Origin of the sequence: Pseudomonas syringae group sp. 247E2, assembly GCF_032587795.1 — a bacterium.
Lineage (GTDB): Bacteria > Pseudomonadota > Gammaproteobacteria > Pseudomonadales > Pseudomonadaceae > Aquipseudomonas > Aquipseudomonas amygdali.
Genome location: NZ_JAWHPK010000024.1, coordinates 31,218 through 56,476 on the forward strand (window position 1 = coordinate 31,218; position 25,259 = coordinate 56,476).

At 59.7% G+C, this 25,259-nt stretch carries 24 protein-coding genes; 14 read left to right on the forward strand and 10 right to left on the reverse strand.

Annotation, left to right across the window (positions count from 1 at the left end; all coding sequences use genetic code 11):
- Positions 1 to 2: 2 nt before the first annotated feature.
- Positions 3 to 635 carry a DUF4124 domain-containing protein gene (locus tag RYC18_RS20225; protein WP_117140266.1) on the forward strand — a complete coding sequence of 211 codons (633 nt, stop codon included), beginning with the start codon at positions 3 to 5 and terminating at the stop codon, positions 633 to 635.
- A 211-nt stretch (positions 636 to 846) separates the two neighbouring features.
- On the opposite strand, the gene argB is transcribed toward RYC18_RS20225, so the two are convergent.
- From argB to coaBC, 4 genes are read right to left on the reverse strand one after another with little or no spacing between them, the layout of a single operon-like run.
- A complete protein-coding gene (argB, locus tag RYC18_RS20230) occupies positions 847 to 1,752 on the reverse strand; it encodes an acetylglutamate kinase (RefSeq protein ID WP_002551508.1) in 906 nt (301 codons plus the stop codon).
- A 28-nt stretch (positions 1,753 to 1,780) separates the two neighbouring features.
- On the reverse strand, positions 1,781 to 4,366 hold the full coding sequence (locus RYC18_RS20235; RefSeq protein ID WP_316886657.1) for a phosphomannomutase/phosphoglucomutase: 2,586 nt from the start codon (positions 4,364 to 4,366) through the stop codon (positions 1,781 to 1,783).
- Between the two features lie 51 nt (positions 4,367 to 4,417).
- A complete protein-coding gene (gene dut / locus RYC18_RS20240) occupies positions 4,418 to 4,873 on the reverse strand; it encodes a dUTP diphosphatase (protein WP_316886658.1) in 456 nt (151 codons plus the stop codon).
- A 6-nt stretch (positions 4,874 to 4,879) separates the two neighbouring features.
- Positions 4,880 to 6,088 (reverse strand): bifunctional phosphopantothenoylcysteine decarboxylase/phosphopantothenate--cysteine ligase CoaBC, encoded by a 1,209-nt coding sequence (gene coaBC / locus RYC18_RS20245; RefSeq protein WP_316886659.1) that lies wholly within the window; start codon positions 6,086 to 6,088, stop codon positions 4,880 to 4,882.
- A 135-nt stretch (positions 6,089 to 6,223) separates the two neighbouring features.
- On the opposite strand from coaBC, the gene radC reads away from it, so the two are divergent.
- Positions 6,224 to 6,898, forward strand: coding sequence for a RadC family protein (gene radC / locus RYC18_RS20250; RefSeq protein WP_002551512.1), 675 nt, complete (start codon positions 6,224 to 6,226; stop codon positions 6,896 to 6,898).
- Positions 6,899 to 7,026: 128 nt separating this feature from the next.
- Here the strand turns inward: radC and RYC18_RS20255 are convergent, their stop codons facing one another.
- Entirely contained in the window at positions 7,027 to 8,613 is a 1,587-nt protein-coding gene (locus tag RYC18_RS20255; RefSeq protein ID WP_316886660.1) for an ABC transporter substrate-binding protein, read from the reverse strand.
- Between the two features lie 364 nt (positions 8,614 to 8,977).
- Between RYC18_RS20255 and rpmB the strand changes: the two genes are divergently transcribed.
- The gene (gene rpmB / locus RYC18_RS20260) at positions 8,978 to 9,211 is read left to right on the forward strand and encodes a 50S ribosomal protein L28 (RefSeq protein WP_002551514.1); all 234 of its coding nucleotides are present in this window, start codon (positions 8,978 to 8,980) and stop codon (positions 9,209 to 9,211) included.
- 11 nt (positions 9,212 to 9,222) lie between these two features.
- On the forward strand, positions 9,223 to 9,378 hold the full coding sequence (rpmG, locus tag RYC18_RS20265; protein WP_002551515.1) for a 50S ribosomal protein L33: 156 nt from the start codon (positions 9,223 to 9,225) through the stop codon (positions 9,376 to 9,378).
- Between the two features lie 81 nt (positions 9,379 to 9,459).
- On the opposite strand, the gene RYC18_RS20270 is transcribed toward rpmG, so the two are convergent.
- A complete protein-coding gene (locus tag RYC18_RS20270) occupies positions 9,460 to 9,828 on the reverse strand; it encodes a cupin domain-containing protein (protein ID WP_004666557.1) in 369 nt (122 codons plus the stop codon).
- Positions 9,829 to 10,067: 239 nt separating this feature from the next.
- Here RYC18_RS20270 and RYC18_RS20275 point away from each other — a divergent pair, with 239 nt between their 5' ends.
- Positions 10,068 to 11,561 carry an aldehyde dehydrogenase gene (locus tag RYC18_RS20275; protein ID WP_004666556.1) on the forward strand — a complete coding sequence of 498 codons (1,494 nt, stop codon included), beginning with the start codon at positions 10,068 to 10,070 and terminating at the stop codon, positions 11,559 to 11,561.
- Positions 11,562 to 12,145: 584 nt separating this feature from the next.
- Positions 12,146 to 13,294: an MFS transporter gene (locus tag RYC18_RS20280; protein ID WP_316886661.1), complete on the forward strand. Its 1,149-nt coding sequence runs from the start codon at positions 12,146 to 12,148 to the stop codon at positions 13,292 to 13,294.
- On the opposite strand, the gene RYC18_RS20285 is transcribed toward RYC18_RS20280, so the two are convergent.
- Positions 13,291 to 14,871: a phospholipase D family protein gene (locus RYC18_RS20285; RefSeq protein ID WP_316886662.1), complete on the reverse strand. Its 1,581-nt coding sequence runs from the start codon at positions 14,869 to 14,871 to the stop codon at positions 13,291 to 13,293. The two genes, RYC18_RS20280 and RYC18_RS20285, sit on opposite strands and share 4 nt — an antisense overlap.
- A 72-nt stretch (positions 14,872 to 14,943) precedes the next feature.
- Positions 14,944 to 16,365 carry a PLP-dependent aminotransferase family protein gene (locus RYC18_RS20290; RefSeq protein WP_316886663.1) on the reverse strand — a complete coding sequence of 474 codons (1,422 nt, stop codon included), beginning with the start codon at positions 16,363 to 16,365 and terminating at the stop codon, positions 14,944 to 14,946.
- A 175-nt stretch (positions 16,366 to 16,540) separates the two neighbouring features.
- On the opposite strand from RYC18_RS20290, the gene RYC18_RS20295 reads away from it, so the two are divergent.
- Positions 16,541 to 16,792 carry a DUF1127 domain-containing protein gene (locus RYC18_RS20295; RefSeq protein WP_005757559.1) on the forward strand — a complete coding sequence of 84 codons (252 nt, stop codon included), beginning with the start codon at positions 16,541 to 16,543 and terminating at the stop codon, positions 16,790 to 16,792.
- A 5-nt stretch (positions 16,793 to 16,797) separates the two neighbouring features.
- Here the strand turns inward: RYC18_RS20295 and RYC18_RS20300 are convergent, their stop codons facing one another.
- Complete coding sequence (locus RYC18_RS20300) at positions 16,798 to 18,114, reverse strand: NAD(P)/FAD-dependent oxidoreductase (RefSeq protein ID WP_005744842.1); 1,317 nt, start codon at positions 18,112 to 18,114, stop codon at positions 16,798 to 16,800.
- A gap of 105 nt (positions 18,115 to 18,219) precedes the next feature.
- Here RYC18_RS20300 and RYC18_RS20305 point away from each other — a divergent pair, with 105 nt between their 5' ends.
- On the forward strand, positions 18,220 to 18,573 hold the full coding sequence (locus tag RYC18_RS20305; protein WP_316886664.1) for a YkgJ family cysteine cluster protein: 354 nt from the start codon (positions 18,220 to 18,222) through the stop codon (positions 18,571 to 18,573).
- Positions 18,574 to 18,721: 148 nt separating this feature from the next.
- Here RYC18_RS20305 and RYC18_RS20310 read toward each other — a convergent pair whose 3' ends face one another.
- Positions 18,722 to 19,210, reverse strand: a complete 489-nt coding sequence (locus tag RYC18_RS20310) for an Lrp/AsnC ligand binding domain-containing protein (RefSeq protein WP_004655323.1) — start codon at positions 19,208 to 19,210, stop codon at positions 18,722 to 18,724.
- Positions 19,211 to 19,367: 157 nt separating this feature from the next.
- Between RYC18_RS20310 and dadA the strand changes: the two genes are divergently transcribed.
- From dadA to RYC18_RS20340, 6 genes are all read left to right on the forward strand, one after another.
- Complete coding sequence (dadA, locus tag RYC18_RS20315) at positions 19,368 to 20,669, forward strand: D-amino acid dehydrogenase (protein WP_117140259.1); 1,302 nt, start codon at positions 19,368 to 19,370, stop codon at positions 20,667 to 20,669.
- Complete coding sequence (locus RYC18_RS20320; RefSeq protein ID WP_002551525.1) at positions 20,641 to 20,994, forward strand: RidA family protein; 354 nt, start codon at positions 20,641 to 20,643, stop codon at positions 20,992 to 20,994. The genes dadA and RYC18_RS20320 overlap by 29 nt, the downstream gene beginning before the upstream one ends.
- Positions 20,995 to 21,082: 88 nt before the next feature.
- Positions 21,083 to 22,156 (forward strand): alanine racemase, encoded by a 1,074-nt coding sequence (gene alr, locus RYC18_RS20325; RefSeq protein ID WP_316886665.1) that lies wholly within the window; start codon positions 21,083 to 21,085, stop codon positions 22,154 to 22,156.
- A 124-nt stretch (positions 22,157 to 22,280) separates the two neighbouring features.
- Positions 22,281 to 22,829 (forward strand): cupin domain-containing protein, encoded by a 549-nt coding sequence (locus RYC18_RS20330; RefSeq protein ID WP_004655316.1) that lies wholly within the window; start codon positions 22,281 to 22,283, stop codon positions 22,827 to 22,829.
- A gap of 24 nt (positions 22,830 to 22,853) precedes the next feature.
- Positions 22,854 to 23,177 (forward strand): c-type cytochrome, encoded by a 324-nt coding sequence (locus RYC18_RS20335; protein WP_016982492.1) that lies wholly within the window; start codon positions 22,854 to 22,856, stop codon positions 23,175 to 23,177.
- Between the two features lie 114 nt (positions 23,178 to 23,291).
- A complete protein-coding gene (locus RYC18_RS20340; RefSeq protein WP_005744834.1) occupies positions 23,292 to 25,253 on the forward strand; it encodes an acetyl-CoA hydrolase/transferase C-terminal domain-containing protein in 1,962 nt (653 codons plus the stop codon).
- The last annotated feature ends 6 nt before the right edge of the window (positions 25,254 to 25,259 follow it).

The following is a 25,259-nucleotide window of genomic DNA, read 5'->3' on the forward strand; positions in this document are numbered from 1 at the left end:
CTATGGCAGTCAGCGGCACGGAGCGGGCTTCGGTTTCAGGCGTACTGAGCGTTTTGGGGTTCTGGCTGGCTCTTGGCATGCTTGCGCCCTCGCTCGCTCAAGCGGCTGATGCGCCTGAAGCTCGACTTTATCGCTACGTCGACAGCCGTGGCGTGACCGTGATCGATACGCAAGGCGTGCCGCCCGACTACGTTGCCAAAGGCTATGAAGTGCTCAATGGTCGTGGCCGGGTGATACAGGTCGTACCGCCCGCGCCGACTGCCGAGCAGATTCGTCAGTCCGAAGCAGACAAGCGCCAGGCCGCTGCGGATGCACAGCTGTTAAGCCTTTACAGCAGTGTCGATGAGGTGGACCGCGTCAAGGTCCGTAAACTGGCCGAGCTGGATGCGCTGATTGGCGTTGCTCAGGGCAATATTCAGGGGCTGGCGGCTCAGCAGCGCAATCTGCAAGGTCAGGCAGCCGACCTGGAGCGTGCGGGGCGTCCGGTTCAGCAGGGGCTGGTCGATCAGTTGAATGACTTGCGCGATCAGCAGCAGAAGCTGCAAACCGATATCGCCGGGTATCAGGCCGCACGGGTAAAGGCTGAAGCAGATTTCGCCGTCGATCGTGCACGCGTCCAGCGCCTGACTCAATGACCGGACGCAGAGCGTCCAGAAGCGCATGCCCACGCCTTTTTTTGATTCTGGCCGAAGGCCGTAGGAGCGAACTTGTTCGCGAAAGGGGTCGAAGCCAGGCACCTATCGTTCTTCACGCTCCAGCGTGGGAACGATAATCAGCGATCATCATCAACCAACAAAAAGGCCCCGTCAGCGTCAGCTCACGCGGCCTTTGGGTGTTACGCCTGAATCAATGCCGCTTGCGGTTGGTGATCTGAGTACCTACACCGCTGTCGGTGAAGATTTCCAGCAGGACCGCATTGGGCACTCGTCCATCGATGATGTGCGAGCTATTGACCCCACCCTGAACCGCTTCCAGCGCGCAACGGATCTTCGGCAGCATGCCGCCGTAGATCGTGCCGTCGGCGATCAGGCCGTCGACCTGCTCGGTGGTCAGCCCAGTCAGCACTTCGCCCTGCTTGTTCATCAGGCCGGCGATGTTGGTCAGCAGAATCAGCTTCTCGGCCTTGAGGGCTTCGGCAACCTTGCCTGCGACCAGGTCGGCGTTGATGTTGTACGACTCGCCGTCCGGGCCCACGCCGATAGGCGCGATGACCGGAATGAAATCCCCTTTGACCAGCATGTTGAGCAGCCCGGTGTTGACCCCGACCACTTCACCGACCTGACCGATGTCGATGATTTCGGGCTTGGTCATTTCCGGCGTCTGGCGCGTGACGGTGAGTTTCTTCGCACGAATCAGCTCAGCGTCCTTGCCGGTCAGGCCGATCGCGCTGCCGCCGTGACGGTTGATCAGGTTGACGATGTCCTTGTTGACCTGGCCACCCAGGACCATCTCCACCACATCCATAGTCTGCGCATCGGTCACGCGCATGCCATCGATGAAGTGGCTCTCGATGGACAGGCGCTTGAGCAGATCACCGATCTGCGGCCCGCCGCCGTGAACCACCACCGGGTTGATGCCCACCGCTTTCATCAACACGATGTCGCGCGCAAAGCCGGTTTTCAGCTCTTCGCTCTCCATGGCGTTGCCGCCGTACTTGATAACCAGCGTCTTGCCGACAAAGCGGCGAATGTAAGGCAGCGCTTCGGAAAGGACCTTGGCTACATTAGAGGCGGCATCACGTTCGAGGGTCATTCAGGGCTCCAGTCAAAAGGAAAAACAATCAAAATGGCAGGTCGAGATCCGGTGCAACTTTTTTCAGCTCAGCGTGGAACACGTCCTTGATGCGCTGCAACTCAGCCTCGGTTTCGGCCTCGAAACGCAGCACCAGTACCGGCGTGGTATTGGACGCACGGACCAGACCCCAACCCTTCGGATAGTCCACGCGGACACCGTCGATGGTCGTCAGTTTGGCGTCGCCCCACTGCGCGTCGGTTTCAAGGGCCTTGATGATGCTGAACTTGGTGACATCCGTCACCTTGATGTTGATTTCAGGCGTCGAAATATCGTTCGGGAAGGTTTCGAACAGGTCTTCGGCATTGGCTGACTCCTGGCTGAGGATCTCCAGCAGACGTGCCGCACTGTAGATGCCGTCGTCAAAACCGAACCAGCGCTCCTTGAAGAAGATGTGGCCGCTCATTTCACCTGCGAGCAGCGCGCCGCTCTTTTTCATTTCTTTCTTGATCAGCGAGTGGCCGGTTTTCCACATCACTGGACGACCGCCATGTTCGCTGATCAGCGGAGTCAGGCGACGTGTGCATTTGACGTCGAAAATGATGTCGGCACCCGGGTTGCGCTTGAGCACGTCCAGCGCGAACAGCATCAACAGGCGATCCGGGTAAACCACATTACCCTTGTTGGTCACGACACCGACACGGTCGCCGTCACCGTCGAACGCCAGGCCCAGATCGGCACCGGTTTCCTTGACCTTGGCGATCAGATCCTGCAGGTTTTCCAGCTTGCCCGGGTCCGGGTGGTGATTGGGGAAGTTGCCGTCCACTTCCGCGAACAGCGAGATCACTTCACAACCCAGCGCTTCGATCAGCTGCGGCGCGATCACGCCTGCCGCGCCGTTGCCGCAGTCGACCACGACCTTCAGCTTGCGGGCCATGACGATGTCGTCCTTGATCTGCTTGAAGTAGCGATCGAGGATGTCGACTTTAGTGATGCTGCCTTTCTGCGAAGTCAGGTTGTTGGTCTTGATACGCTCGTGTAGCGCCTGGATCTGCTCGTTGGCGAGAGTGTCGCCCGCGATGACGATCTTGAAACCGTTGTAGTCCTTGGGGTTGTGGCTGCCGGTCAGCATCACACCGGTCTTGCCTGCCAGCACGTTGGCGGCGTAATACAGCGCAGGTGTCGGCACCAGGCCCACATCGCTGACATGGCAGCCGCTGTCGTGCAAGCCTTGAATCAGTTGCTGCACCAGTTCCGGGCCGGAAAGGCGACCATCGCGACCGACGCTGACGTTGGGTTCGTTCTGCGCCAGGCTTTCGGAGCCGATGGCGCGGCCGATCCAGTAAGCCGTTTCAGCGTTGAGGGTGTCCCCTACCACACCACGGATGTCGTAGGCGCGGAAAATAGTCTCGGGAAGGTTGGGTGCCACGGATGCTGGGCTGTTCATAGCGAGGGGATGCTCCGATCTCAGGAAGTCCTGGTTTTCATCGAGAAGGTCGATATCAAGGATATCGGTATCTTGAAACAGTGGATCGGTCCAGTCGGTGCGTGATGCAGCCACTGTGGACGGAGCACTGCCTTTGACAATATCTGCATCGCGCTGCTCACCGGCAACCAACGCAGGCACTGCCTGGGGTTGACTGCGAAGCGAGACACGAGCAAGGGCCTGGGCCAGACCACTCAGGGCCGGGAGGCTCAAACCGAAGGGTTTGACGGCTTTTCCGCGTGAGAGTTCTTGGAGCAACTGATCCAGTTGTCGTGCGTCGGCGCAAATACGCCGTTGCAGAGCTCTCTCGCTGCGATGCAAGCCAAGCAGCACGCCCGCTGCAGCGATAACCAGCGCCAGCAGCAAAAGTACGACGGAAGGCGAAGTTTTCAGGCCGGGGCCGGGCGTGAATTCGAGTTTCCAGCCTGAATAGCCGGTATCGAACACCTGCGGTTTGCCGCCGTCGGCCTGACCGCGCTGCAGGAAAACCTGCGCAGGTCCGTTGCCAAACTGCTGGCTGAGCACCACTTGCCCGGCTTCGGCAGGCAGTGCGGGCAAGGCATTGAGCAAGCGCTGCAGGTCAAAGGCCAGCAGCAATGTGCCCACCACCGGCTGAGTTGGCGCGGCACGTACCGGCGCAGCACTGTAGATCAACCAGCGCTCGCCCACCTTGCGAGCCTCCGGGGCGACGACCTCGCCTTGTGCAGCCTTGTTGAGCATATCCAGCGTGGCAAAGCTTACCGGCAACGCGCCCTGGGTATCGACGTCAGCCAGGCCTTTGGGGTAAAGCCGCGCGCCTGCCAGGCCGTCCCAGCGAGTGAAGCGATCCTGTGCTGCCAGCAATGCGGAGGCATCATTGCTCTGAAGCGTCTGTACAAGTGTTGCGCCGGAGGCGGCCGATCGAGTGTCGGCATTGATCTGCTGCAGCGCCAGACCAATGGCTGCCGCCTGACTGTCGCCCCATGCCTGAACAAGCTGATCCTGCTGCTGGGGGCTTGATATCAGCGCAACCCAGACCAGCGCCGCGGCGATTATCAGGCCGATTGTCGCAGGCACAAGGCCTGGAGCAAGCCCTTTCAGGCTCGCTGCAGGGGGAGAGTTATCGGCCGCAATAGCATGTTTTGGAGCGCTGTGCTGACTGCCTTTCACCGACCTCTCCCTGAGCCTTTTTCCGAACCCGGATTATGTGCCGAATGACGATTAATGGCTGCCGGAGTGGCCGAAGCCGCCTGCGCCACGCTGACTTTCGTCGAATGCTTCAACCAGCTCGAAGTGCGCCTGCACCACAGGCACCAGCACCAGTTGCGCAATACGCTCGCCCACCGCGATGTTGAATGCAGTCTGGCCACGGTTCCAGCACGACACCATCAATTCTCCCTGATAATCGGAGTCGATCAGACCCACCAGGTTACCCAGCACGATGCCATGTTTGTGACCCAGGCCGGAGCGCGGCAGGATCAACGCGGCAAGGCCCGGATCGCCGATGTAAATCGACAGGCCGGTAGGGATCAGCAGGGTCTGGCCGGGCTCGAGGACGGTATCCTCCTTGAGCATGGCACGTAGGTCCAGGCCTGCCGATCCAACAGTGGCGTAGGCCGGGAGTGGAAATTCGCTGCCAATGCGAGGGTCGAGGATCTTGGCTTGTAGAGCGTGCATTCGTAGTTAAACCTGATTCATGCGGTCGGCGATAAAAGTGATCAGCTGGCGGGCAATCTTGGCCTTGCTGGTCTGGGCAAAAAGCGTTGCGTGCAACGCCCGGTCAATCACGCTGCAAGCGTTCTCTTCACTGTTGAAGCCGATGCTGGGGTTGGCGACATCATTGGCGACAATCAGGTCCAGGTTCTTGTCCTTGAGCTTGCGGGCAGCATAGTCGAGCAGGTGTTCGGTCTCGGCGGCGAAGCCGACGCTGAAAGGGCGATCCGGGCGGGTTGCGATGGTCGCCAGAATATCCGGATTGCGGACCATCTGCAGCAGCAAGCCGTCACCGTTTGAAGGATCTTTCTTCAATTTGTGCGGGGCGACAACTTCCGGACGGTAGTCAGCCACCGCTGCCGAGGCGATGAACAGGTCACAGGGGATGGCAGCCTCGCACGCCGCCAGCATGTCGCGGGCGCTGACCACATCGATGCGCGAGACGCGATCCGGCGTCGGCAGATTGACTGGCCCGGTGATCAGCGTGACGCGCGCACCGGCTTCCACAGCCGCTTCGGCCAGGGCAAAGCCCATTTTTCCGGAGCTGTGGTTGGTGATGTAGCGCACCGGATCGATGTTTTCCTGGGTCGGGCCAGCGGTGATCAGTACATGCTTGCCGGTCAGGCTCAGGCGCTGGAAACAGTCCGCTGCGCACAGGGCCAGATCGTCGGCCTCCAGCATGCGACCGAAGCCGACATCGCCGCAGGCCTGACTGCCGGACGCTGGCCCAAACACACGAAAGTCACGCTCTTCAAGCTGCCGGGTATTGGCTTGCACTGAGGCGTCACGCCACATTGCTTGATTCATCGCCGGTGCGATGGCGACGGTGGCATCGGTTGCCAGCACGATGGTGGTCAGCAAGTCGTTGGCGATGCCTTGCGCCAGGCGCGCGATCAGGTCGGCGGTGGCCGGAGCGATCAGGATCAGGTCGGCCCATTTGGCCAGTTCGATATGGCCCATCGCGGCCTCTGCGGCCGGGTCGAGAAGGTCCAGGTGCACAGGGTGCCCGGACAGGGCCTGCATGGTCAGCGGCGTAATGAACTCTGCTCCGCCTTTGGTCATGACGACACGCACTTCTGCGCCCTGATCGCGCAGGCGGCGGACCAGCTCGGCGCTCTTGTAGGCCGCGATGCCGCCGCCGACGCCAAGAACGATGCGTTTTCGATACAGCCGCTGCATAGACCTGCCTTTTTGGTCGAGTGAATACGCGACGCCCATGACGCCTCCCCAGGCCAGGCCGTCGCGCAAAAAAGATGGGCTAAGATAGCACAGCGACTGCACCGCAACAGCGGTGCCCAATCACATGGAGGTGCTATGAGTATTCGCAGTTGGCCCGCGGCCGAACGCCCGCGGGAACGCTTGTTGGAGTTGGGGGCGGGGAGCCTTTCCGACGCCGAGTTGCTGGCTATCTTTTTACGCACCGGGGTGGCCGGAAAAAGCGCCGTAGACCTTGCCCGTCATCTTCTGAATCAATTCGACGGGCTCAGATCGTTACTGGATGCTGACCTGTCCACGTTTACCTCCCAGCTCGGGCTGGGGCCTGCCAAATTTGCTCAGTTGCAGGCTGTCATGGAGATGGCGCGCCGGCACATGGCCGAGTCCTTGCGCCGTGACTCAGCGCTGGAAAACCCCACTCAGGTGCGTAACTACCTGAAAGCTCAGCTCAGACATGAACAGCATGAAGTTTTCGCCTGCCTGTTTCTGGACAACAAGCACCGGGTCATGACCTTCGAGATACTGTTTCGCGGGACGATCAACGCCTCCTATGTGCATCCGCGCCAGGTGGTGAAACGAGCGATGGCTCACAACGCCGCCAGCCTGATCCTCTGCCACAACCATCCTTCCGGCATCACCACGCCCAGCCGTTCCGACATAGACCTGACCAAGCGCCTCAAGGAAGCACTGATGCTGGTGGATGTTCATGTGCTGGACCACGTGATCGTGGGTGACGGCGAGCCACTGTCGATGGTTGAGCGCGGGTTGATGTAGCGCTCACGCAGAGCGGTAGGCCGAGACTCGGGTTATCGTTCCCGCGCTCTGCGTCCGGTCTTGAGGTGGGGCGTGCCAATGCAGGGCATTGGCACGCCAGTTACGCAGACAGGCCTAGGTCTGGCGATTTACTTGACCTGCACCTTGTAGAAATCCTGCCTGCCAAACGGGCTGACCTGATAACCCGTGACGTCCTTGCGTACCAGGGCTGCTGCGGTCGGGTGGGCGAGGGGTATCCACAGTGCCTGCTGTTGGATCTGCTGCTGCGCCTGATGGTACAGCTTGCTGCGTTCGGCCTGGTCACTGACTGATTTACCGTCTGCGATCAGCTTGTCCAGTGTCTTGTCGCAATAACGGGCGAAATTGGTGCCCGACTGCACGGCTGCACACGAGAACTGCGGGGTCAGGAAGTTATCCGGGTCGCCATTGTCGCCTGCCCAGCCCATGAACAGCAGGTCATGCTCGCCAGCCTTGGCGCGGCGAATCAGTTCGCCCCACTCAATAATCTTGATCTCGGCATCAATGCCGACCTGCTTCAAGTCAGCCTGCAACAATTGAGCGCCCAGGCTCGGGTTCGGGTTCAGCAGGCTCCCGGAAGGTCGCGTCCAGATAGTGGTCTTGAAGCCTTCCTTTACACCGGCCTTGGCCAGCAACGCCTTGGCCTTGGCAACATCGTGCTGATAGCCAGGCAGGTCCTTGGCGTAACTCCAGGTATTGGGCGGGTAAGGACCATTGGCTTTTTCAGCGGTGCCTTCGAACACGGCCTTCAGGTAATTGGCCTTGTCGAACGCCAGGTTGATGGCCTGACGAACTTCAGGCTTGTCGAATGGCGGGTGCTGACTGTTGATCGCGACAAACGCGGTCATGAATGCTTCAGTCTTCTCGACCTTGAGCGAGTTATCCTCGCTGGCCGCCTGAATATCCAGAGGCTTTGGCGAAAGCGCTATCTGGCACTCGTTCTGACGGACTTTCTGCAGGCGCACATTGGCGTCCGCTGTGATGGCATACACCAAGGTGTCGACATCAGACTTGCCGGCGAAGTAATCCTTGAACGCCTCATAACGCACCACTGCATCTTTCTGGAAGCGCTTGAACACGAACGGCCCGGTGCCGATCGGCTGGCTGTTGAGTTTTTCCGGTGTGCCGGCTTTCAGGAGTTGCGCGGTATATTCGGCCGAGTAGATCGACGCAAAACCCATGCTCAGCGTGGCCAGGAAGGTCGAGTCCGCCCGATTGAGTGTAAAGCGGACGGAGTGCGCGTCAGGCGCTTCGATGCTCTTGATCAGCGCGGGCAACTGCATGGATTGCGCATGCGGGAAGCCGCTCTGGGCAATCTTGTGCCACGGGTTCTGCGGGTCGAGCATGCGCTGGAAGCTGAACAGCACGTCATCGGCGCTCAGCTCGCGGCTCGGCTTGAAATAGTCTGTGGTATGAAATTTCACTCCGGAGCGCAGCTTGAAGTCGTAAGTCAGGCCGTCTTTGGATACGGTCCAGCTTTCTGCCAGGCTCGGTACCAGCTTGCCGCTCTGTGCATCGAAGTCCACCAGACGGTTCATCAGCACGTCGGCCGATGCGTTGGTGGTGGTCAGTGAGTTGTACTGCACAACGTCGAAGCCTTCGGGACTGGCTTCGGTACAAACCACAAGGCTCGATGCCTGGGCGGCAATCGGAAGCAGCAACGGAACAAGCAAAAAAGGGAGTGCAGCTAGGCGCATGGCGTTATTTCCTGTTCAGAAAGGGCCCCATCTGCCGGCGCAGTCTGGTGAGGGACTAACCCTAGACCATGTGCTGGCGTAGAACAATCGTCACGGTGCGACGAGCGGTCGATTTGCCTGTGCCCCCGCATTGCTTGAGCATACCGCCGCGCAGAGCGGATTCATTCGGGTCAAAGTGCTTTGCCTGTTGTTGCGTCCAAGGGTTTCTGGTATAAAGCAGCGCTCTTTTCTAGGGGCCCGGTTCCTTCACTGTAGGTGTAGCCGGTAAGACCCTTAAAGAAACGCGGCGCCTGGCGCCAAATGACTGAGAGATTAAGCGGCCAACCCATGCCGGGTTGGGCATGTGGTTTTAGAGGGCTGAGGCATGTCGAGAGTATGTCAAGTTACCGGTAAGGGTCCGGTGACTGGGAATAACATTTCCCACGCAAACAACAAAACCCGTCGTCGTTTCCTGCCAAACCTGCAGCATCACCGCTTCTGGGTTGAAGGCGAGAAGCGTTTTGTTCGTCTGCGCGTATCTGCTAAAGGCATGCGTATCATCGACAAGCGTGGCATTGAAGTTGTGCTCGCTGAACTGCGTCGCGACGGCAAAATTTAAGGGAGAGAATCATGCGTGAATTGATCCGTTTGGTGTCGAGCGCTGGTACAGGCCATTTCTACACCACCGACAAGAACAAACGTACTACCCCGGATAAAATCGAAATCAAAAAATTCGATCCGGTTGTACGCAAGCACGTGATCTACAAAGAAGGCAAAATCAAGTAATTGATTCTGTCGGCTACAAAAAAACCCGCCTCGGCGGGTTTTTTTGTGTCTGCGCTCCTGGCATAGCTGCAAGGGCAGTACTTATTTATCCGCAGCGGCTTCAAACACCACATAAATCTTGCGGCATGTTTCCAGCACCTCCCAAGTGCCCTTGAAGCCGGCTGGAATCACGAAACGGTCGCCTGCGCGCAGGGTTTTCGCGTTGCCCTGCTCGTCGCGCAGGACTGAAACACCCTGCACAATCTCGCAATACTCATGCTCCGAGTAATTCACCTGCCACTGCCCGGGCTCGCCATTCCAGACCCCCGCGCTCATCTGTCCGCAGGGGCTGTTGTAGTGGTTGTAGAGGGTTTGTGCCGGATCGCCCTTAAAGACCTTTTCCGGTGCAGGGCGATAGTGCTCGGCGGCGGTGCTGGCTTCACTGAAGTCGACGATGCTTTCGATGCTCATGATGGGCCCCTTGTCCTGAATGCGTTGAGGGTTTGACGTGCGTGCTGTGCGTTAGTGCCTCGGCGTGCGTGCGGAGCTGTTTAATAAAATCAACATAAAAGCACCGTAGCGGCTATTTATGTCAAATATATTGGTTTTGTCGGGCCGCTGGTTTAGGGTAACGGCCTTCCTGAAAAATTTCAGATTGTGTCTTTAATCAACCATGACACACCCACATTCAACAAGAGGAGGACATGCAAATGACCACCCTGACTCGTGCTGACTGGGAGCAACGCGCCCAGCATTTGAAGATCGAAGGCCGTGCCTTCATTCAAGGTGAATACACCGCAGCCTCCTCCGGCGAGACGTTTGATTGCATCAGCCCGGTCGATGGCCGGATGCTTGCCAAGGTCGCCAGTTGCGACACCGCTGACGCGCAACGCGCTGTCGACAGTGCGCGCAGCGCCTTCAACTCGGGTGCCTGGTCGCGACTGGCTCCGGCCAAACGCAAGGAAACCATGATCCGTTTCGCCGGGCTGCTCAAGCAAAATGCCGAAGAGCTGGCCCTGCTTGAGACTCTGGACATGGGCAAACCGATTGGCGACTCGTTCGGTGTCGACATCCCCGGTGCTGCCAGAGCCCTGAGCTGGAGCGGCGAAGCCATCGACAAGCTGTATGACGAGGTCGCCGCAACGCCTCATGACCAATTGGGCCTGGTTACCCGAGAGCCGGTCGGTGTCGTCGCCGCCATCGTGCCGTGGAACTTCCCGTTGATGATGGCTTGCTGGAAGCTTGGTCCTGCACTGTCCACCGGCAATTCCGTGATCCTGAAGCCGTCGGAGAAGTCTCCGCTGACCGCCATTCGTATTGCGCAGCTGGCCATCGAGGCAGGCATTCCTGCGGGCGTGCTCAACGTATTGCCGGGTTACGGTCATACCGTCGGCAAGGCGCTGGCGCTGCATATGGACGTGGATACCGTGGTGTTTACCGGTTCGAGCAAAATCGCCAAACAACTGATGATTTACGCAGGCGAGTCGAACATGAAACGCGTCTGGCTGGAAGCCGGTGGCAAAAGCCCGAATATCGTCTTTGCCGACGCGCCGGATTTGCAGGCCGCCGCCGAAGCAGCCGCCAGCGCAATTGCTTTCAATCAGGGCGAAGTCTGCACTGCCGGTTCTCGGCTGCTGGTCGAGCGCTCTATCAAGGAACGCTTCCTGCCGATGGTGCTTGAGGCATTGGCCACCTGGAAGCCCGGCAATCCGCTGGACCCTGCGACCAATGTGGGCGCGCTGGTCGACACCCAGCAGATGAACACAGTGCTGTCTTACATCGAAGCCGGTCACGCCGAGGGTGCCAGACTGGTTGCGGGCGGCAAGCGCATTCTGCAGGAAACCGGCGGCACGTACGTCGAACCGACCATTTTCGACGGCGTGAACAACGCCATGAAGATCGCCCAAGAGGAGATCTTCGGCCCGGTACTTTCAGTGCTGACGTTCGACAGCGACGAAGAAGCGATACAGATAGCCAACGACACGCCTTATGGCTTGGCTGCTGCCGTGTGGACTGCAAATATCTCCAGAGCACACCTGACCGCCAAGGCACTGCGCGCGGGCAGCGTATGGGTCAACCAATACGACGGCGGCGATATGACTGCCCCGTTCGGTGGCTTCAAGCAGTCAGGCAACGGTCGTGATAAATCGCTGCATGCCTTCGACAAATACACCGAGCTGAAATCCACCTGGATCAAGCTGTAAGTCAGGAGCGCGACACCTATCGTGCCGACGCTCCAACGTCGGTACGCCGTTCTGGACGTTCTGCGTCCTGGCTTGCGTTTGCGGCGTGGCGCAGATTTGTGACGCAGAGCGTCACGCACGGCATTCCCACGCTGGAGCGTGAGGAACGATAACCTCAACTATCGTGCGACGTTCCGCGTCCGGTCTTGCGTCTGCGGCGCGGCGCAGATTAGTGACGCAGAGCGTCACGCAAGGCATTCCCACGCTGGAGCGTGAGGAACGATAACCTTAACTATCGTGCGACGCTCCGCGTCCTGGCTTGCGTTTGCGGCGTGGCGCAGATTTGTGACGCAGAGCGTCACGCAAGGCATTCCCACGCTGGAGCGTGAGGAACGATAACCTTAACTATCGTGCGACGCTCCGCGTCCGGTCTTGCGTTTGCGGCGCGGCGCAGATTTGTGACGCGGAGCTTCACGCACGGCATTCCCGCGCTGGAGCGTGAGGAGCGATAACCTCAACTATCGTGCGACGCTCCGCGTCGCATGCCGTTCTGGACGCTCTGCGTCCGGTCTTGATTGCGCCGTTAGGGCAGCAGGAGCTTGATAATGCGTTGGGGTACTTATTTTGCCGTGCTGGCGTCCGTGTTGGGCGTCGGGCTGGCAATGGGCGTCAGCATGCCGCTGGTTTCATTGCGTCTGGCAGGCTGGGGCTACGGCTCGTTTGCCATTGGCATCATGGCGGCGATGCCTGCGATGGGTGTGCTGGTGGGTGCGGCGCTGGCCAGTCGTCTCGCCGCGCGCTTCGGTACCGCCAAGCTGATGCGCCTGTGCCTGTGGGGCGGCGCCGTTTCGGTCGGCGCACTGGCGCTGCTGCCGTATTACGGAGTCTGGCTGGTCTTGCGTCTGGCGCTCGGGGTGATTCTGACCATCGTCTTCGTGCTGGGTGAAAGCTGGATCAACCAACTGGTGATCGAGCGTCTGCGCGGACGGCTGGTAGCGCTGTATGGCAGCACTTACGCCTTGAGCCAACTGGCTGGCCCGCTGTTGCTGGGCGTTATCGGCACTCAGGCCGACTACGGCTTCTGGATTGGCGTGCTGCTACTGGTCGGCTCCCCGTTCCTGCTGCTGGGTCGCACGGGTGCGCCATCGACTGAATCCTGCAACGTGACCTTCACTGATCTGGCGGGCTTCTGTCGCGGCATGCCCGCTATCGCCTGGGCAGTGGCGCTATTCGCTGCATTCGAAGCCTTGATCCTCACGCTGCTGCCGCTCTACTGCATACGCCACGGGTTCTCCCCGGAAATCGCCCTGATCATGGTCAGTGTGGTGGTGATAGGTGACGCGTTACTGCAGCTGCCGATCGGCATGCTCGCTGATCGCGTTTCGCGCCGCGCAATGTTTACCGGATGCGCCGTTTTGTTGCTGGCGTCCAGTCTGCTGGTGCCGTTACTGATCGATACCGTTCTGATCTGGCCGCTCTGGACAGTGTTCGGCGCCAGTGCTGGCGGGCTGTTTACCCTGTCGCTGATCCTGATCGGCGAGCGTTACCGAGATGATTCACTGGTCCGCGCCAATGCGCATGTCGCTCAACTGTGGGGCATCGGGTGTCTGATCGGGCCCCTGATAGCGGGCGCGGGCAGTCAGTGGGTCAGCGGTGAGGCCTTGCCGCTGCTGATGGCGGCAGGTGCCTTTGGCCTGCTGATTCTGATCAGGCGACGTGGAGCGTTCGGGGTTGCCCAGGCTGCGCCCGCCTAAAGCATTCTTTCCAGGCCGATGGCACGGCTCATCCACGCGTTGAAACGCCGCCACCAGTCACCGGGTTCGGTATGCAGCGTGTGGATCTGGCCATTGTCTTCGGTCACCCACACCACTTTGCCATCCTCCAGCTTCGCCTGGTAAGTGAGCGAGGGAGCCATACCCTGAAGCGTCAGTTCGCGTAGCTCTTCGGCCAGTTGCGGACTGTCGACCAGCACGCCGACTTCGGTGTTCCACAGCACAGAACGCGGGTCGAAATTGAATGAGCCGACAAAGACTTTCTGCCGATCGAAGATCATCGCCTTGCTGTGCAGGCTTGATTCCGAACTGGCCAACGAGCTGCTTTTCTTGAACAAATGCGGGCCGCTGCCGCGCATGGTTTCGGTATCGCCAGGCTGGCGGCGCAGTTCGAACAGCTTCACGCCATGCTCCAGCAGCGCCTTGCGGTAAGGCGCGTAGCCGCCATGCACGGCAGGAACGTCGGTGGCTTCCAGTGAATTGGTCAGCAGGCTGACGTTGACGCCGGCATCGGCACGGCCGGTCAGGTACAGCAAACCTTCCTGACCCGGCACAAAGTAAGCCGAAATCAGCATCAGTTCCTTGCGAGTGTTCAGCAGCTCGGGGGCCAGTTGCGTGGTCAGTAGCAGGTGCGGATCCGGATCTCCCTGCGCCAGTACCTTGGTCGGCGCGTCCCACAATGCCTGGTTGTGCGCCCAGACCAGCTCGTTGAGCCAGGTCTTCATGCGTGGCTGAGTCTTGTAGGCCATCAATCGCTCATACAGAGCCTTGTGTTGCTGATGCGCCTGCTCCAGCGAATCGTCCAGCCGCTGCCGGGCCTGGGCCAGATCCTCACCGTCGGGCAGGAAGTACATGAACGCATCGATGGGCTTGCTGAGCGTGCTGTTCCAGTATTGATCGAAGCTCTGGCCGAGCTGTTCGGCGACCGGTCCCACGCTTAGCATGTCGATATCGGTGAAGTTCAGGTTCGGTTCGGCGTCGAAGTATTCATCGCCCAGATTGCGCCCGCCAACGATGGCCACACTGCTGTCGGCCAGCCACAGTTTGTTGTGCATGCGCCGGTGCTGACGCGACAGGTTCATCAAACGCCCCAAGCTGCGCGTGACGCCGGTCTCGCGCCCCAGATTTTGCGGGTTGAACAGGCGAATCTGAATGTTCGGGTGCGCGGCGAGGGTGGCGATGGCCTGATCCAGCCCGTCGCTGGTGGTGTCGTCCAGCAGGATGCGCACCCGCACGCCACGGTCTGCCGCTTTGAGCAGTTCGTCGATCAGAGCGCGCGTGCTCAGGCCGTCGTGGACGATGTAATACTGCAGGTCGAGGCTGCTTTTGGCGTTACGGATCAGCTCGGCGCGCGCCTTGAATGCATCGCTGCTGTCGGGCAGCAGGCGAAAGCCGGAACGCCCGTCGTGGGGCATCGCCATGGCTTGAATAGAGCGGCCGAAAGCAGAACTCGAGGGCGGCATGGCCTGGCTTGGCTCGCTGGCAAGTTGCTGATGTGCGCAACCGCTGACGCACAGTGCAACCAGCAGGCAAAAGGGCAAGGCCCATGAGTTATTCAAATTGATCTTCCGCGTCTGTACATGGCTCGACTTGGCGTTATGACCCGAAAAACCGGGAAAGATTTGCCAACGTCAGTCAGTTTGCGCATTCAGTAGTGCAATTGTCTCGCCCACGATACGCACAGCGTTCTCGATTTCGCGGCTCGGTTTGGCCGCGAAGTTCATGCGCATGCAGTTACGGTACTTGCCCGAGGCGGAAAAAATACTGCCCACCGCGATCTGTACACCCTTGTCCAGCAGCGCGCGGTTCAGGCGCAGCGTGTCGAAGCCTTCGGCCAGTTCCACCCACAGCATGAAACCGCCTTGCGGGCGGCTGGCGCGGGTGCCTTCGGGAAAGTAGCGCATCACCCAGTCGGTCATCTGGTCGCGACTGCGCTGGTATTGGGTTCTCATGCGCCTTACATGCGGCTCGTAATGGCCGCCTTCGATGAAGTCGGCGATGGCCAACTGGGGCTGCGGTGCAGTCGAGCCGGTGCCGATGTATTTCATGTGCAGCACCTGCTCCAGATACCGCCCCGGCGCTACCCAGCCAATCCGCAGGCCGGGTGCCAGGGTCTTGGAAAACGAGCTGCACAGCAGGACACGACCGTCTTCATCGAAGGATTTGATGGTGCGCGGGCGAGGGTAGTTGTAAGCAAGATCGCCATACACATCGTCCTCGATGATCGCCACATCGAAACGTTGCGCCAGCGTCAGCAACGCACGTTTGCGGGCTTCGGGCATGACGTAACCCAGCGGGTTGTTGCAATTGGGCGTCAGCTGAATGACCTTGATCGGCCATTGCTCAAGGGCCAGTTCCAGCGCCTCGAGGCTAATGCCGGTCAATGGGTCGGTGGGGATTTCGAGGGCCTTCATGCCCACACCCTTGAGCGTCTGCATGGCGCCGAAGAAACTGGGCGAGTCCACCGCAACGATATCACCCGGCGAGCAAATGGCACGGACGCTCGCTGACAGCGCTTCATGGCAGCCATTGGTGACGATCAGGTCATTGGCGGTCAGGTTGCAGCCCGAGTCGAGCATCAGTCGGGCGATTTGCTCACGCAGCCTGCGTACGCCGTAGATGTTGTCGTAATACAGCCCCGGCATGTCTTGGTGACGACTCAGCTGACTCAGCGCGCGCATCAACGGTTTCAGGGTAGGGCTGGTGACATCGGGCATGCCGCGCCCCAGTTGCGTGACCGCTTCGAGAGGCGCCACCCGAATCAGGTCCAGCACCTGATCCCATTGAGAGATATCCACAGGCCGCTGGACGGGTCGCCCGACAGCAGGTAGTGCAGGTGCCGCTCGACTGACCGATACGAAATAGCCGGATTTAGGTTTCGGCGCTGCCAGGCCGTTGTCCTCCAGCACCCGATACGCTTGCTGCACGGTGCTCAGGCTGACGCCATGTTCGACACTTAACGCACGCACCGATGGCAGGCGGTCGCCGGGGCGGTAGAAGCCGTTTTCGATCCGCGAGCCGAGCAGTTCGGCGAGGTTGACGTAAAGCGTCATGACGTACTCTCAGGCTGGTGAGCGTGGTATAGCAATACAGATTGGGCAAAAATATAGCATTCAGTGCTGTTTTTGCCTCATCTGTATGGAAAATATAACCTGTTTTTGAATCTGTAATGGTTTGGCCGTTCGTTTCATCATAGACCCACACCCACCCAGGATGAGGGAATCGGAAATGAACGGGTTCAGCGACGTACGCCTTGCGCTTCACAGCCAGGAATTGAATGACTATCGGCCAACTGCGGTCAGAACGGTCCGCTCGAACAAGGCCGATCTGATGGCGGGCATGGGTCGTTGGGCACTGTATCGTCACCGCTGGACCTCCCGCCGCACCTTGCTGGAGCTGACGGACGATCAGCTGCGCGACATCGGGCTGGATTTCCAGCAGGCGCGGGTCGAAGCGATGAAACCGTTCTGGAGGCCCTGAGCCTTTCAGCGCAGCTCTTTGAGCCGGTGCCAGAGCATGCCCAATGCCAGTAACGGCGAGCGCAAGTGTTTGCCGCCCGGAAAGGTCATGTGTGGCACTTTGGCGAATAGCTCGAAGCCATCGCTGTGTTGCCCGGCGATGGCTTCTGCCAGCAAGCGACCTGCAAGGTGTGTCGCGTTCAGACCATGGCCCGAGTAAGCCTGAGCATAAAACACGTTGGGGTGCTGCTTGAGCTGGCCAATTTGCGGCAGGCGATTGGCACCGATGCCGATCATCCCACCCCACTGGTAATCGATCTTCACTGAAGCCAGTTGCGCAAACACATCGAGCATCTTCGGCCGCATGTAAGCGGCGATGTCCCGTGGGTCGCGGCCCGAATAGTGACAGGCGCCCCCGAACAGCAAACGGCGATCCGCTGACAGCCGGTAGTAATCTACAGTCACGCGCTGATCACAGACCGCCATGTCCTGCGGCAACACTTCCCGGGCCTGAGCCTCGCTCAAGGGTTCGGTCGCGATGATGTAACTGCCCGCGGGCAATACCTTGCCGCTTATTTCCGGATTCAGATCGTTGAGGTAGGCATTGCAGCCCAGCACCAGCGTTTTCGCCAGCACCGCCCCCTGAGCCGTATGCACTTTGACCTGCGGGCCGTAGTCGATTCTCGTCACCGCAGAATGTTCGAACAGCCGAACGCCCAGTGACTGCGCTACGGCAGCTTCTCCCAAAGCCAGATTCAACGGGTGCAGATGCCCGGAACCCATGTCGATCAAACCGCCGACATACCGGTCGGAGCCCACGACACTGCGCATCTGATCGGCTTGCAGCAATTTCAGCTCATGGCGGTAGCCCAGGCTGCGCAGTTCATCGGCATCTTCGGCAAGGCTGTGCAGGTCGCGCGGCTTGTTGGCCAGGTCGCAATAACCCCATTTCAGGTCGCAATCGATAGCGTGCCGCTCGATGCGCTGACGCACGATATCGACCGCCTCAATGCCCAGCAGCTTGAGCTGCCGCACACCCTCGCTGCCGATGACATTGGCGAACTGCTCGACACCGTGGCCGACCCCGCGAATCAGCTGGCCGCCATTGCGTCCGCTGGCACCCCAGCCAATCCTGCGTGCCTCAAGCAACGCGACACTCAGCCCGCGCTCGGCCAGCTCGATGGCAGTGTTGAGGCCGGAAAATCCGCCGCCCACCACGCACACATCAACCTTCACCTCGCCTTGCAGCGCAGGGTGATCCGGTTGCGGATGGCTGCTGGCGGCGTAGTAGGAGGCAACATGCTGGTCGTCGTGAAGAGTCGGGTGCTGAACGCGGGCGTTCATGAGCGGGTCCTGTCGGTGGCGGTTTGCGTGTGGGGAGGATAAGCCGCTGTCATGAGCCTGCCAACTGGGGCAAACTCAGCGCATTGTGTAGGAATGGTTGATTCAATGAGCTGCAACCGTCAGAAAATAAGTGATCTGCGCCGCCAGATTCCCTCGTTCGAGTGTGTGCCTGGCTGCCACGACTGCTGCGGCCCGGTTACCACGTCGCCCGAAGAAATGTCGCGCCTGCCGCGCAAGACTGCCGCCGAACAGGAAGCCGCGCTCGATGAGCTCAATTGCGTGCACCTTGGCCCGCAGGGCTGCACCGTGTATGACGAACGCCCGTTGATCTGCCGTCTGTTTGGCACCACCGACAGCCTGCCATGCCCGAATGGCCGTCGCCCGGTCGAACTGATTCACCCGCGGGTAGAGAAGCAGATACACGAATATATGGCTTCCACCCGACAAGTGCTGGTCTAGGCTCTGTACGTAAAGTGGCTGCGCTCGGTGATGCTGCGTTAAAAACAGGCTCGGAATGCTCATTTACAACACGTAGACTCCGCTTCCTCGCCTGTTTTTGCCTTGCCTGACCTTCGCTCGCCGACTTTTCGTACAGAACCTAGCGCAATCAGTCGGCAATCGGCAGGTTCAGGCTCTCTTTCACTTCTTCCATCACGATATAGCTCTTGGACTCACGCACGTGCGGCAGCTTGAGCAGGATATCGCCCAGCAGTTTGCGGTAGGACGCCATCTCGGAAATGCGCGCCTTGACCAGATAGTCAAAGTCGCCTGATACCAAGTGGCACTCCAGCACATGCGGAAGCTTCAACACGGCACGGCGGAACTCCTCGAAGGTGTCGCCAGACTTGTAGTCCAGACTGATTTCCACAAATACCAGCAGGCTGGCCTTCAGGCTTTGCGGGTTCAGGCGGGCGTTATAGCCCATGATGATGCCCTCGCGTTCCAGCCTGCGAACCCGCTCGGTACACGGAGTGGTCGAGAGGCCGACGCGCTCGCCCAGTTCGGTAAACGAGATACGCCCATCTGCCTGGAGGATGCGCAGGATATTGCGGTCGATCTTGTCCAGTTCACGATTTGACTGGTGTTGAGTGCGCATGGGTTATTTCCCCTCTACCAAAGCGTTTATCGCCGGGAATAAACGCCAAATATAGATGTTTATACAGTGAGAAGCACTGCCCATTGCTCAATATACTGCGCACATTCTTGCTTAAAACTTCAAAACGTCAGCGGATATCCGCGATGAGGTCATCTACATGCGCGTTCTGGTCCTTGGAAGTGGTGTAATCGGTACAACCAGTGCTTATTATCTGGCGCGTGCCGGTTTTCAGGTGACCGTGGTAGACCGCCAGCCAGCCGCCGCCATGGAGACCAGCTTTGCCAATGCCGGCCAGGTCTCGCCAGGCTATGCCTCGCCATGGGCAGCGCCGGGTGTTCCGCTGAAGGCGATCAAGTGGTTGCTGCAGCGCCACGCGCCATTGGCGATCAAGGCCACGGCAGATATCGATCAATACCTGTGGATGGCGCAAATGCTGCGCAACTGCACCGCCAGCCGCTATGCCGTGAATAAAGAGCGCATGGTGCGCCTGTCCGAATACAGCCGTGATTGCCTGGATGAACTGCGCCTGGAAACAGGTATTGCCTACGAAGGGCGCAGCCTGGGTACTACTCAGCTGTTCCGCACTCAGGCCCAGCTGGACAACGCTGCCAAGGATATTGCCGTGCTCGAGCAGTCCGGTGTTCCTTACGAACTGCTGGATCGCGAAGGCATCGCCCGTGTCGAGCCCGCACTGGCCGGTGTGACCGGTATTCTCAGCGGTGCACTGCGCTTGCCTAATGACCAGACCGGCGATTGCCAGTTGTTCACCACGCGCCTTGCAGAAATGGCCGTAGAGCTGGGTGTCGAGTTCCGCTACGGACAGAACATCGAGCGCCTCGACCACGCTGGCGACCGCATCAATGGTGTGTGGATCGACGGCAATCTGGAAACAGCCGACCGCTACGTGCTGGCGCTGGGCAGCTATTCTCCGCAACTGCTCAAACCGCTGGGTATCAAGGCTCCGGTTTACCCGCTGAAGGGCTATTCGCTGACGGTGCCGATCACTAACCCGGCCATGGCTCCGACCTCGACCATTCTCGATGAAACCTACAAGGTCGCCATCACCCGCTTCGACAACCGCATCCGGGTCGGCGGCATGGCGGAAATCGCCGGTTTCGACCTGTCGCTCAATCCGCGTCGACGCGAAACACTGGAGATGATCGTCGGTGACCTCTATCCTCAGGGTGGCGACCTGACCCAGGCCAGTTTCTGGACCGGGTTGCGTCCGACCACTCCCGATGGCACACCGATTGTGGGTGCAACACCGTTCCGCAACCTGTTCCTCAATACCGGCCATGGCACATTGGGCTGGACGATGGCGTGTGGTTCCGGTCGCTTGCTGGCAGACCTCATTGCCCGCAAGACACCCCGTATCAGTGCCGAAGGCCTCGATATCTCTCGTTACGGCAACACTCAGGAGAATGCACAGCATGTCAATCCAGCGCCAGCTCACCAATGAGCGCATGAGTCAGGTCGTTGTCCACAACGGCACCGTCTATCTGTCGGGCCAGGTCGGCGATGACATGACTGCAGGTGTCGAGCAACAGACTCGCGAGGTTCTGAACAGTATCGAGCGCCTGCTCGACCTGGCCGGCACTGACAAGACTCGCATTCTGTCGGTCACGATCTATCTGAAAGACATCGATGCTCATTTTGCCGGCATGAACAGCGTCTGGGACAAATGGCTGCCCAAGGGTGTCGCGCCTGCGCGTGCAACCGTCGAGGCCAAGCTGTGCGAGCCGGAAATCCTCGTCGAACTGTCGGTTGTCGCCGCGCTGCCTTGAGTCTGCTGTCTTCATACTGTTGTGCCCGACGCATCTCTGCGTCGGGGTTTTTCTGACCCTTTTCACCCTTCAGGCAAGAAACGTCATCATGCGTCCAGCCCGCGCCTTAATTGATCTTCAGGCACTGCGTCACAACTACCAACTGGCTCGTGAACACAGCGGCGGCAAAGCGCTCGCGGTGATCAAGGCCGATGCCTATGGTCACGGCGCGGTACGCGTCGCCCAGGCACTGGAAGCCCAGGCCGACGGTTTCGCAGTGGCCTGCATCGAAGAAGCGCTCGAGCTGCGCGCGGCAGGCATCCACGCACCTGTTCTGCTGCTTGAAGGTTTTTTCGAAGCCGATGAACTGGCGCTGATTGTCGAGCACAACTTCTGGACGGTCGTGCATTCGACCTGGCAGCTGGAGGCCATCGAGCAGGCGCAGCTCGCCAAACCTTTAACGGTCTGGCTCAAGATTGACACGGGCATGCACCGCGTCGGCCTGTACCCGCATGAATATCAGTCCGCCTATCAACGCCTGCTGGTAACCGGCAAAGTGGCCAGAATCGTCCTGATGAGCCACTTCGCCCGCGCCGATGAACTGAACAGTGGATGCAGTGATGAACAGTTCGCTGTATTCGAGAGCTTTCGCAAAGGCCTGGTTGCAGAAACCAGCCTGAAAAACTCCCCGGCCGTTCTGGGCTGGCCGCATATTCCAAGCGACTGGTCGCGCCCCGGCATCATGCTCTACGGCGCTACGCCGTTTGGTCAGGCGCACCCGCTGGCTGACCGCCTGCAACCGGTCATGACCCTGGAATCGAAGATCATCAGCGTGCGTGAACTGCCTGCCGGTGAAGCCGTGGGCTATGGCGCGACGTTTGTCTGTGATCGGCCATTGCGTATTGGCGTGGTGGCGATGGGGTACGCCGACGGCTATCCGCGTCATGCGCCGACCGGCACGCCTGTGCAGATCGACGGTCAGCCCTCCCGGCTGCTCGGGCGAGTGTCCATGGACATGCTTTGCGTAGACTTGACCGGCGTACCGCAGGCCGGGATTGGCAGCCGGGTCGAGTTATGGGGCAAGCACGTGCTCGCCAGTGAAGTGGCCACACGGGCAGAAACGATTCCCTACGAAATCTTCTGCAATCTGCGTCGCGTTCCGCGTATCTATTCCCAAGACTGATCGAGCCCCTGTCCGTCAGGCCGCTGTATGTCTGGTGTCTGTCGAAGTGTTGTAAATATTGAACGCTGTTGCCATGATGGCGTTCATCTCGACTAGACCTGACAAAACCTGGGGGAATATCGCATTGGACGTGGGTGAACGACTGCAATCGATCCGCAAGCTCAAGGGCCTGTCCCAGCGTGAACTCGCCAAGCGCGCAGGCGTGACCAACAGCACCATCTCCATGATCGAGAAAAACAGCGTAAGCCCTTCGATCAGCTCGCTGCGCAAGGTGCTCGGCGGCATTCCCATGTCCATGGTCGAGTTTTTCTCGGAAGAAACCGTTCCGGAAAACGCAGCGCAGGTGGTGTACAAGGCCAGCGAGTTGATTGATATCTCGGACGGTGCCGTGACCATGAAGCTGGTCGGCAAGTCGCACCAGGGCCGTGCCATCGCCTTTCTTACCGAAACCTACCCGCCGGGTGCCGATACCGGTGAAGAAATGCTCGTCCACGACGGTGAAGAAACCGGAATTCTCGTCGAGGGGCGACTGGAGCTGGTAGTGGGTCTCGACACCTACGTACTGGAAGCCGGGGACAGCTATTATTTTGAAAGCACCCGGCCGCACCGCTTCCGCAACCCGTTCGACGTCCCGGCACGATTGATCAGTGCGGCAACGCCAGCCAATTTCTGACCCGCCCCTTGCAGTGAGTGACGCGTGAAGCTGACCCGGAAGATTCTGAGCAACGCTGGCGTTCTGACGTTGTGGGTGTTCAATGTGCAAGCCGCCGATACCGCCCGAGCCCCTGACGACATCATCGCCGCCCATTGCGTCGCGTGTCACAGCGTCGGCCTGCTCAACGCGCCGAAAACCGGTGACACGGCCGCCTGGGAAGAGCGGGCCAGACAAAAAGGCGGCCTTGACGGCCTGCTGGCCAGCACCATCAAAGGCATTGGCATCATGCCGCCGAAAGGCACCTGCGGCGATTGCACTAACGACGAACTGAAGAGCGCCATTCAGAGCATGTCCGGGTTGAAGTGAGGTGCACTCCGTTCTCACGCTGGAGCGTGGGAACGATAGTTGCGCAGCGAGCATGCAGCAATTTCAGATTGCCACCGGTCCAAGCTGCACCAATAACAATTCAGGAGAGCTGGGATGCCGTATTCCTGTTCCATCGAGCACGCTGTCGATCACGTTCTGGCGCAGTTGCCCGAGCATATTCACCTCGGCATGCCGCTCGGGCTGGGTAAGCCCAATCGGTTCGTCAATGCGCTGTACCAGCGCATCAGCCAGTTGCCCGAGCGACGGCTGACGATCTACACCGCGCTGACACTCGGGCGGCCAACGCCGGGAGAGGGTTTGCAGGCGCGGTTTCTGGAGCCGTTTCTGGAGCGGGTCTTCGGTGACTATCCGGAGCTGGAGTTTCTAGCCGCGCTGCGTCGCGACAAACTTCCACACAACATTCGCGTGCAGCAATTCTTCATGCAGCCGGGCAGCCTGCTGAATAGCGAGTCAGCCCAGCAAGACTACGTCAGCAGCAATTACAGTCATGCCGCCCGCGATATCAATGCCAACGGCCTGAATCTGGTCGCGCAACTGGTGGCCCGTGACGATCAGCACCCGGGCAAGCTGAGCCTGAGTTGCAACCCGGATGTGACCCTCGACCTGCTGCCCATGATCGCCAAACGCCGCGCCGCCGGAGAAACGATCCTCATGCTGGGTCAGGTCCACGCCGACCTGCCTTACATGCCGGGCGACTCGGAGCTGGATGTCGATGCGTTTGACCTGCTGATCAACGAAGATGAGCGCAGCACGCTGTTTTCCACCCCGAACATGCCGGTGGGTTATCAAGACCATTTGATTGGTCTGCATGCCAGTACACTGGTGCGCGACGGCGGCACGCTACAGATCGGCATCGGCTCGATGGGCGATGCACTGACCGGCGCACTGCTGGCCAGGCAAGCCGACAATGAAACCTGGCGCAGTCTTCTGGCTGAGTTGAACATGAGTAACTGGCAGACCCTGATCGACCGCGAAGGCGGCGTTCAGCCGTTCGCCAGCGGCCTTTACGGTTGCAGCGAAATGTTCGTCAACGGTCTTTTGGTACTGGCCGATGCCGGGATCGTGCGACGCAAGGTGTATGCCGACGCAGAGCTGCAACGGCTGGCCAACCTGGGCACGCTGGATGAAGACGCCCATCCCGAAGGCGTGGTGGTGCACGGCGGCTTTTTCCTTGGCCCGAGTAGTTTCTACGAGCGCTTGCGCGAGCTGCCCGCCGAGCGACTGGCGCAGTTCAACATGACTGCCATCAGCTATATCAACGAGCTTTACGGTCAGGAAGAACTCAAACGCCTGCAACGCCGCGATGCGCGCTTCATCAACAGTGCGTTCACCGTCACCCTGATGGGCGCAGCCGTGGCCGATCAATTGGAAGATGGCCGAGTGCTCAGCGGTGTGGGTGGCCAATACAACTTTGTGGCGCAGGCTCACGCCCTGGAGGGCGCTCGTTCGATCCTGATGCTGCGCAGCTGGCGTGAGTCAGGTGGCGAGGTCAGCTCCAATATCGTCTGGCAGTACGGCCACACCACGATCCCCCGGCACCTGCGCGATATTGTCGTGACCGAATACGGCATTGCCGATCTGCGCGGTCAGACCGACGCCACGGTGATCGAGCGCATCCTCAACATCACTGACTCGCGCTTTCAGCCCGGCTTGATCGAGCAGGCGCAAAAGGCCGGAAAGCTGCCCAGGGAATTCCGCCTTGATCCACGCTTCATAGAAAACACCCCGGAACGCCTCAAGGAGACGGCATCGCGCTATCCGTCGCTGTTTACTGAATACCCGCTGGGATGCGATTTTACAGGTGAAGAGCGCGACCTGATGCGTGCGTTGAACTGGCTGAAGAGCAAGCTCAAACTTACCGAAATTCTGGAATTGGGCAAGGCCACTCTCGACGCCCCGGCCCCCGAAGCCTTCCCGGAGCACTTGCAACGAATGCAACTCGACCAGCCTCAGGGCTTGCGCGAAGAGTTGTATCAGCGACTGCTGCTGGCCGGGCTGCACCACACCAGCGGGACCAGCGGACTGACGGGCCAGAGCACGGAGACTGATCGTTAACGGTCG

Bases quoted from the DNA above. Each gene is read 5' to 3' on its own strand.
- RYC18_RS20255 (WP_316886660.1), bottom strand. From the start codon at position 8,613: ATGCGCCTAGCTGCACTCCCTTTTTTGCTTGTTCCGTTGCTGCTTCCG.
- RYC18_RS20225 (WP_117140266.1), top strand. From the start codon at position 3: ATGGCAGTCAGCGGCACGGAGCGGGCTTCGGTTTCAGGCGTACTGAGC.
- RYC18_RS20280 (WP_316886661.1), top strand. From the start codon at position 12,146: ATGCGTTGGGGTACTTATTTTGCCGTGCTGGCGTCCGTGTTGGGCGTC.
- RYC18_RS20295 (WP_005757559.1), top strand. From the start codon at position 16,541: ATGAACGGGTTCAGCGACGTACGCCTTGCGCTTCACAGCCAGGAATTG.
- RYC18_RS20275 (WP_004666556.1), top strand. From the start codon at position 10,068: ATGACCACCCTGACTCGTGCTGACTGGGAGCAACGCGCCCAGCATTTG.
- RYC18_RS20290 (WP_316886663.1), bottom strand. From the start codon at position 16,365: ATGACGCTTTACGTCAACCTCGCCGAACTGCTCGGCTCGCGGATCGAA.
- RYC18_RS20270 (WP_004666557.1), bottom strand. From the start codon at position 9,828: ATGAGCATCGAAAGCATCGTCGACTTCAGTGAAGCCAGCACCGCCGCC.
- coaBC (WP_316886659.1), bottom strand. From the start codon at position 6,088: ATGCAGCGGCTGTATCGAAAACGCATCGTTCTTGGCGTCGGCGGCGGC.
- RYC18_RS20300 (WP_005744842.1), bottom strand. From the start codon at position 18,114: ATGAACGCCCGCGTTCAGCACCCGACTCTTCACGACGACCAGCATGTT.
- rpmB (WP_002551514.1), top strand. From the start codon at position 8,978: ATGTCGAGAGTATGTCAAGTTACCGGTAAGGGTCCGGTGACTGGGAAT.
- dut (WP_316886658.1), bottom strand. From the start codon at position 4,873: ATGCACGCTCTACAAGCCAAGATCCTCGACCCTCGCATTGGCAGCGAA.
- argB (WP_002551508.1), bottom strand. From the start codon at position 1,752: ATGACCCTCGAACGTGATGCCGCCTCTAATGTAGCCAAGGTCCTTTCC.
- radC (WP_002551512.1), top strand. From the start codon at position 6,224: ATGAGTATTCGCAGTTGGCCCGCGGCCGAACGCCCGCGGGAACGCTTG.
- alr (WP_316886665.1), top strand. From the start codon at position 21,083: ATGCGTCCAGCCCGCGCCTTAATTGATCTTCAGGCACTGCGTCACAAC.
- RYC18_RS20310 (WP_004655323.1), bottom strand. From the start codon at position 19,210: ATGCGCACTCAACACCAGTCAAATCGTGAACTGGACAAGATCGACCGC.
- RYC18_RS20340 (WP_005744834.1), top strand. From the start codon at position 23,292: ATGCCGTATTCCTGTTCCATCGAGCACGCTGTCGATCACGTTCTGGCG.
- dadA (WP_117140259.1), top strand. From the start codon at position 19,368: ATGCGCGTTCTGGTCCTTGGAAGTGGTGTAATCGGTACAACCAGTGCT.
- RYC18_RS20305 (WP_316886664.1), top strand. From the start codon at position 18,220: ATGAGCTGCAACCGTCAGAAAATAAGTGATCTGCGCCGCCAGATTCCC.
- RYC18_RS20320 (WP_002551525.1), top strand. From the start codon at position 20,641: ATGTCAATCCAGCGCCAGCTCACCAATGAGCGCATGAGTCAGGTCGTT.
- rpmG (WP_002551515.1), top strand. From the start codon at position 9,223: ATGCGTGAATTGATCCGTTTGGTGTCGAGCGCTGGTACAGGCCATTTC.